Genomic DNA, 5,660 nt, shown 5'->3' with positions numbered 1-5,660 from the left:
GGCGGGAGAAATAATTGGCCTGGTAGCCGAAGTAGGCGGCCGCTTCTTTTAAAGAGACCCGGCCGCTTTTGGCTGCCAGGTAGGTCATGATCGCGCCGGACTGGGCGTCGCGGTTGGCATGGCGGACGTTTTTTCTGGGGAAGTTGGAGCTGCTCTTGGAAATTTTCTCCCGGTGGCGGTGGAGCAGCTCGGTAAACAGCAGGCCGGCCAGGCGCTGGATCTGGAAATTGTCATACTCGTCAGCCTGCCGGCGGCTGAGGACCTCCAGGGCATTCAGATAGTTGAAGCAGAGCTGGTCGTCCAGGTTCTTGAAGACGATGTAGGCATACTTGCCGGACTTGTCGTTCATCAAGTCGTGAATCAGGGCATTATTGGCCACGAGATACTGGTTCAGCGGGTCCGGATAGGTCAAGTCCAGCTGCAGCAGGCGGAAGCTCCCGGAAGCCGCCAAGGGAGTCAGGTGAACCTGCTTGAAGCCGGTGGCCACGATGATGTCGAACTTTTTCAAGGAGAAGCGGCGGCTGCTGGCGGACAAAATGCTGTCTTCCAGGCATTCGAGCAGGTCAACGTGAAAAGTGTGGCTGGTCTTTCTGGCAAAAGCGGAAGTCGTGGTGGTCAGGTCTTGTTCACCAGCCAGGCGCGTGACAGTAAGCATTTAATCAGTCCTTTCACAAATAGGATATATCAGAACAAATTTTAGGATAACTTAAGCGCTTAAATTTTACCATGTTTCAACGTATGATGAAAAAGAATTCAAACAAAGCAACAATCAAAAAATGAGGAGAACATCATGAGTAAAGAATACACGGTAGATTTGGCAGTAGCAGGTTGTGGCGGCACCGGGATGGCAGCAGCCGACGCGGGCGCAAGCCAGGGCTTGACGACTCTGGTAGTTGAAAAGCAGGCTCAGCCTGGCGGCAACACCAAGATTTCCAGCGGCTTTTTCGCGATCGACACCAAAGAGCAGCGGGCAGCGGGCCTGAAATTGACGACTGAGGAAGCAATCCGCCAGCTGAACGAATACAACCACTACCTCAACAATGGTCCTTTGACCCGGCGGATCGTGGAAAACGCCAAGCCGACCTTGGAGGAAATTGAGAGCCTGGGGATGGAAATCAAGCTGAACCCAACCAGCCAGACGACCCAGTTTGCCCACTTGGACAACCCATATGCCGGTGGTTCTTACCACATGTACCAGAACAAGCCGGAATCCTGGGAAAGAGTGCAAAAATCCGTTGCAGAAAAAGGCGTGGAATTTTTGTTCGGCGTAACCATGCAGGATTTGCTCAAGAATGAAAAAGGCGAAATCTGCGGCTTGACGGCAGTCGATGAAAAGGGAGAAGAAATCATCGTTCACGCCAAGGCAGTCGTGGTTGCCACTGGCGGCTTCGGCGGCGACAAGGACCGGGTGGCCCGCCTCATGCACACTGACCGGATGCGGGGCTTGGGCGTGCCGAACATGGGCGAGGGCATGACGGCTTTGGAAAAGGCCGGCGCCGTCAACATCGACTCGCATGCTTTGATCCACGCTTCGCAGCTGGCCAAGTCAAAGGTTACGCAGAACACTTCCAAGAAGCACCTGGCTGGCTTTTCAGACAACCCGCTGACCCGGCTGCTGCTCACTCCTTTGATGTGGGTTGACCCCAACGGCTTGCGCTTTACTGATGAAAACACGGTTTATGACACGGTTCTGTGGGCCAACGCGGCTTACAATGTCGGCGGGATGTACTACATCATCGTTGACACCAAGACTTTGAACGAATACACCAAGGGCACCAAGCTGACGGTTTCCAAGGCTGGCCCGGGTGCAACCGACAAGCCGGGCGACTTCGTTGAACTGGCTGAAGCTGCGGTTGCCGGCGAGACTGCCTACAAGGGCGAAAGCTTGAGCGAGCTGGCAGAAAAAGCCGGCTTTGACGAAGAGAACTTTGCCAAGGCAGTAGCTGACTACAACAAGGCAGTAGCTGAAAAAGACGACCCGGCCTTTGCCAAGAGCAAAGAAAGCCTGCTCTACAGCGTTGAAGAAGGCCCGTTCTACGCTTTGAAGGCTCAGGCAGCTTACCTGGGCACGGTTGGCGGCGTCAGAGTCGACGACCACCTGCGGGTTTTGGACGCGGACTTCAAGCCAATCAAGGGCTTGTACGCCGGCGGTGCCAACGCGGGCGGCTACTATGAAGGGCAGAGCTACCCGGCATACGAAGGGCTGGCATCTGGTTTTGCCTGGACTTCAGGCCGCTTGGCCGGTCTGGCAGCAGCCAGCGATTTGAAAAAGTAGACTGGTGGTGAATTGAGATGGAAGCAGCAAAAACACCGGATCAAGCCTATATTTCCAAGACCAGAATCGGGGTGCTAGCGGTAAGTTCCATGGGGATGGCCGCTTTGGCGATCACGCCTTCTTACAACGCGATTGCCAAGTCTTTTGCCTTGAGCGCCACGGCAGTGCAGATGCTGACGTCGCTGCCGAACCTGTTTATGATGCTGGCGGGCCTTTTGATGGGGAAGCTGACCGCAGGCAAGATCAAACTGAAGAACCTGACGGTGATCATGATGATTCTTTGTTGCGCGGGCGGCTTGCTGCCGCTGGTTTACCATGGCAGTTTCGCTTTCCTGCTGGTCTGCTCTTGCCTGGTAGGTTTGGGCCAAGGGGCCTGCACCAACCTCTCGCAGGTCTTGATTGCCAGAATGCTGCCAGCTTCTGAGCGGCAGAGCACGATGGGCTTGACCACGACCTTCACCAACCTGGGTGGGATCGTCTTCATCATGGGCGGCGGCTGGCTCTCCAGCATGAGCGGCTGGGTAGCCAACTACTGGATTTACCTGTTTGCCGTGCTGGTTCTGGTAACGGTGCTGGCGCTGGTACCGCTGAATCCTTTGCCGGTTGACGACGGGGCCAGCATTCCTACTGGCGGCAAGATCAAGCTGAACAAGTACGTTTTCGTTTGTGCCGGCTGGTCTTTCTGCACGATGCTTTTGAACAATGTTTTGAACAACAACATTTCCTTGTTCATTGCCCAGGAGAAGCTGGGATCCACGGCCCAGGCCGCGCTGATTTCGACAATTTCACTGGTCGGCGGGATGCTGTGCGGTTTCGTGGTAGGGCAGATCGGCAAAAAGTTCCCGCATTCATCAATTGCCCTGGCTTTCTTCCTTTACGGTTTGGCCTACGTCTTCATTGGCGTCTGCCACAACCTGATCGGAATCTTCATTGGCAGTTTTATCGTTGGGGCAGCGATGAGCGTGGCCATGGGGCAATTTGCCTACATGATTTCTATCGTGGTTGACCAGCAGAGCACGTCAATGGCTCTGGGTGTCTACCAGGCGATCAACCCGATCGGCGGGGTAATCAGTCCGTTTGTTGTTAACGGCTTGACCTCGGTCACTCATATGAATGCTTTTACTGTGAGCGGTATTTTGGCTCTGGTATTGGCAGCGGCCGCATTGGGCAGCGGCTTCCAAAAGCACCTGCTCGCGTACGCGCAGGAATCACAGGCTTAGCCTGAAGAACATCCGATTTGTAATTTCAAATGAAAAGCGAGACTCCAAAAAAGGGAGTCTCGCTTTTTTATTGCCTAAAAGCAACAATATTATAGTTCCTCAATAGAATTGGACAGAAAAATATAGGCCTGTAAATCACAGATGCCACTGATGCAAGCGCTTGTGAAAACAAGCAGATACGTAACTAAATTAGTATAACAATAGTGTGAAAAGAAAGTTAATATTGTGCTATCATATTTATCGGGTAATGAAATTATTGTATAACCTCCAGTGTATTAAATTACAACATTCATTTACCACAGAGAGCAGAAACGAAACTTCTTCTGAACCAGAGAGTCCGACTACTCCGTCTAAACCAGACACGCCGAGTGTTCCAAGTCAACCGGCAGCGCCTGCCTCACCATCAGGCCAGAACATCCCGACTCCGGTTGACCGAACAAGACGACCGCGACTCCAAAGCAAACCACATTTAAGTCAGCTTCCACAAACCGGAACTGATAAACAAAAAGCTGGCCTCTTGGGCTGGAAGAAGCGGAAGCATTAAGCATAATTCAATCAATCTTAAACAATCTCTTCTAAGCACGTGAAAAGCAGTGTCGAGGCCCATGGCCCGGCGCTGTTTTTTTCTTTATGAAAAAATGCTAGATATCTAACAAAAAATGCTAGATATCTAACAAAAAATGCTAGACATCTAACAAAATGGTGACTATAATAATCGCTAGACGTCTAACAAAAAGGAGGATTGAAGGTGGAACCGATTAGAAAATTGATCAAGCGCGCCGCTAAGAGCATCGACCAGCATTCTGGCCCCTTTGCCAAGAGAGAACGCTTGACGCGTGCACAGATGGCAGTGCTGGATTTCTTGAGCCAGCAGGCCGGCCAGACGGCCAACCAACACACGCTGGACGAAGAATTTGCCATTCAGCGCTCGACCACGACCATCATGCTGCAGCGCCTGGAAAAGCGAAATTTGATCAGGCGCCTGCCAGATCCCAATGACAAAAGGCAGAAACTGGTGCAGCTGACAGCTGAGGCCAATAAGCTTATTCCGCAGATCCGTGAGGAGATCAAAGACGATGACCTCGGGCTGCTTCAGCAGTTCAGCAAGGAAGAATTGGCCACCGTCAGAAAGTTTTTAGAATATATCGCAGAAGAGGGGTAAAGCATGGGAGAGAAAATTTCCAAGAAAGTTTACGCGGCAATTTTGGCAACAGGACTGATGTCCTTCAGCGGGGTCCTGGTGGAAACGGCGATGAACGTGGCCTTTCCAACTTTGATGAAGCAGTTCGGTCTGGCAACCAATACTGTCCAGTGGATGACTTCGATTTATCTGCTGGTCATTTCGGTCATCGTGCCGCTTTCCGCTGTTTTGAAAAGTTCGTTTAAGACCAAGCAGCTGTTTGTCACGGCCAATCTGCTCTTTTTCACGGGCCTGTTGCTGGACGGACTGGCGCCTAATTTCGCCATCCTCTTGCTGGGCCGGGGCATTCAAGGGCTGGGCACCGGGATCGCCCTGCCTTTGATGTTCAATATCATCCTGGAACAGGTGCCTGCTGAAAGAATTGGCATCATGATGGGCTTTGGCAACCTGATCACCGGGGTGGCCCCGGCCTTAGGACCGACTTTTGGCGGTTTGATCATCAATTCCTTGGGCTGGCGCTACGTCTTCTTCTTCTTGATGCCCTTGATCATTCTGTCGCTTATCTTGGGCCTTTACGGCATCCAGCAGAAGTCAAAGATCGTCAAGATCAAGCCGGATTTCCTGAGCATTATCTTTATCGCTGTGCTTTTTGGCGGCGTCATCTATGGCTTCAGCAACCTCTCATCAAGCAAATTGCAGTCCAACCTGCTGCCGATCTTTATTGGCCTTTGCGCTCTGGGCTTTTTGCTGGGCCGGTCCAAAAAGCTGGACCAACCGATCCTGCACTTTGAAATTCTGAAAAACAAGTCCTTCAGCGTGCACTTGCTGGGCTTTCTCTTAATGCAGCTCTGCTCTTTGGGCAACGCCTTCCTTTTGCCTAACTATGTCCAGCTGGTCAACGGGGGAACGGCCACTCTGGCCGGGCTGGTCACCATGCCGGCCGGCATCATCGGGGCAGCCATGAGCGTGGTCGGCGGGCGCCTCTATGACGCCAAGGGGGCCAGACTGCCGATGATCACCGGCG

General features: G+C 52.5%; 4 protein-coding genes and 1 pseudogene. 4 read left to right on the top strand and 1 reads right to left on the bottom strand.

The features are described 5' to 3' along the window. Window positions 1–655: pseudogene (locus tag lacNas_RS14305) on the bottom strand (AraC family transcriptional regulator); the annotation flags it as partial. A 135-nt stretch (window positions 656–790) separates the two neighbouring features. On the opposite strand from lacNas_RS14305, the gene lacNas_RS09020 reads away from it, so the two are divergent. The 4 genes from lacNas_RS09020 to lacNas_RS09005 all read left to right on the top strand — a co-directional run. Beyond that, complete coding sequence (locus lacNas_RS09020; protein ID WP_201336347.1) at window positions 791–2,275, top strand: FAD-dependent oxidoreductase; 1,485 nt, start codon at window positions 791–793, stop codon at window positions 2,273–2,275. Window positions 2,276–2,292: 17 nt separating this feature from the next. Next, window positions 2,293–3,495, top strand: coding sequence for an MFS transporter (locus tag lacNas_RS09015; protein WP_201331347.1), 1,203 nt, complete (start codon window positions 2,293–2,295; stop codon window positions 3,493–3,495). 748 nt (window positions 3,496–4,243) lie between these two features. Next, window positions 4,244–4,657, top strand: a complete 414-nt coding sequence (locus tag lacNas_RS09010; RefSeq protein WP_201331346.1) for a MarR family winged helix-turn-helix transcriptional regulator — start codon at window positions 4,244–4,246, stop codon at window positions 4,655–4,657. Between the two features lie 3 nt (window positions 4,658–4,660). Then, on the top strand, window positions 4,661–5,660 hold a 1,000-nt coding region (locus lacNas_RS09005; RefSeq protein ID WP_201346793.1), incomplete at its 3' end, for an MFS transporter.

The sequence above is a fragment of the Lactobacillus nasalidis genome (genome assembly GCF_016587775.1).
GTDB classification, from domain to species: Bacteria; Bacillota; Bacilli; order Lactobacillales; family Lactobacillaceae; genus Lactobacillus; species Lactobacillus nasalidis.
This window is presented reverse-complemented; position numbering and strand designations above follow the sequence as displayed.

Bases quoted from the DNA above. Each gene is read 5' to 3' on its own strand.
- lacNas_RS09020 (WP_201336347.1), top strand. From the start codon at position 791: ATGAGTAAAGAATACACGGTAGATTTGGCAGTAGCAGGTTGTGGCGGC.
- lacNas_RS09015 (WP_201331347.1), top strand. From the start codon at position 2,293: ATGGAAGCAGCAAAAACACCGGATCAAGCCTATATTTCCAAGACCAGA.